Source organism: Bartonella sp. AP30XZML, assembly GCF_042195945.1.
GTDB lineage: Bacteria > Pseudomonadota > Alphaproteobacteria > Rhizobiales > Rhizobiaceae > Bartonella.
In genome coordinates, this window is the sequence record NZ_JBHIPJ010000065.1 from 1 (window position 1) to 1,185 (window position 1,185).

3 protein-coding genes and 1 pseudogene are annotated in these 1,185 nt (G+C 36.8%); 2 read left to right on the top strand and 2 right to left on the bottom strand.

The features are described 5' to 3' along the window. Nucleotides 1-163, top strand: a pseudogene (locus ACFIL2_RS05030) (late control protein); the annotation flags it as partial. Between the two features lie 84 nt (nt 164-247). On the opposite strand, the gene ACFIL2_RS05035 reads toward ACFIL2_RS05030, so the two are convergent. Continuing rightward, nucleotides 248-568 (bottom strand): addiction module antidote protein, encoded by a 321-nt coding sequence (locus ACFIL2_RS05035; RefSeq protein ID WP_273783426.1) that lies wholly within the window; start codon nt 566-568, stop codon nt 248-250. Next, complete coding sequence (locus tag ACFIL2_RS05040) at nt 555-857, bottom strand: type II toxin-antitoxin system RelE/ParE family toxin (RefSeq protein WP_212113015.1); 303 nt, start codon at nt 855-857, stop codon at nt 555-557. The genes ACFIL2_RS05035 and ACFIL2_RS05040 overlap by 14 nt, the downstream gene beginning before the upstream one ends. A 160-nt stretch (nt 858-1,017) precedes the next feature. Here ACFIL2_RS05040 and ACFIL2_RS05045 point away from each other — a divergent pair. Beyond that, a partial coding sequence (locus ACFIL2_RS05045) for a lysozyme (RefSeq protein WP_375680625.1) occupies nt 1,018-1,185 on the top strand: 168 nt, incomplete at its 3' end.

Here is a 1,185-nt window from a genome sequence, read left to right on the forward strand (position 1 = left end):
CACAAAAATAGAGTGCGAACTTTTTGATAAAGCGCAAGAAGATGCGGCTGGAAACGTTGCAAACACCACACCAGACAAGGACGATACCCTTGACCCAAACGCTCCACCAAACGCATGCGACGAAGGTGAAGGCGTTATCCATATGGACGAAGAGGATACATGATAGGTTATAAACCAGATTTAGAGCCCCTCATTAAAAAGGTTGCTTAAATACCTCCCTTCCCCATCTTTAAAGGTGGGGAGGTAGTCAAGATGCTTCTTCTAAAGCTGCTTGTTCCTTACAATTATTTTGGATAGGCGTTAAGCTAATCTGCAAATTTAAAGCACTCAAAACACTGAGAAAAGTAGAAAGCCGTGGGTCGCCTTTATCACTTAAAGAACGATAAAGAGACTCTCTTGATAGCCCTGTATTTTGGGCGATTTTACTCATTCCTTGGTTTTTCGCTATTATACCAAGAGCATGGGCAAGATACTTACTATCTTTGCTTTCAAGAGCATCTTCTAAAAGAATCCTTTGTGTCTCAGGTGTCTTGAAATATTCACTTGTGTCAAATTTAGTAATTTCCATGTTTCATTTCCTTTACTAATTGAAGAGCTTTTTCGATATCTTTTTGTTGTGTAGATTTATCACCCGCATTTAATAACAAAATGATTTGTTTACCTTGTTTTACAAAATAGATTCTATAGCCAGGACCATGATGTATTTTTAACTCTCCAATTCCACGGAAAAATTTTACATTTCCAAGAAATCCCGTTTCTATTCTTGCTATCCGTTTAACAATATGCGCTTGCGCAATCTCATCTTTTAAAGAATCTAGCCATTTTATAAAATGCTCTGTTTTGTATACTGTAAACATTTGTAACTTATAAGATACAATTATTACAATGTCAAATACATTCTTTTGTTCCAATGAAAAAGCGACATGAAGCTTAACCAAGCTATCTTTCCGAATGAGAAAGATGTCAATTTTTTAATCCAGCTCTGCTTTTTGCGGAGCTTTTTTTATGGAGAATCATATGCGAAAAATATCATCAGAAGGACTAGCACTTATTAAACAATGGGAAGGTTTGCGTTTGAACGCCTATAAAGATGCCATTGGGGTGTGGACAATAGGTTATGGACATACAAACAGTGCTGGAAAGCCTTTTATTTACGAAGGCATGACAATCACTGAAAAGCAAGCA

Excerpts from the sequence above, each read along its gene's own strand:
- ACFIL2_RS05035 (WP_273783426.1), bottom strand. The coding sequence starts at position 568 with ATGGAAATTACTAAATTTGACACAAGTGAATATTTCAAGACACCTGAG.
- ACFIL2_RS05040 (WP_212113015.1), bottom strand. The coding sequence starts at position 857 with ATGTTTACAGTATACAAAACAGAGCATTTTATAAAATGGCTAGATTCT.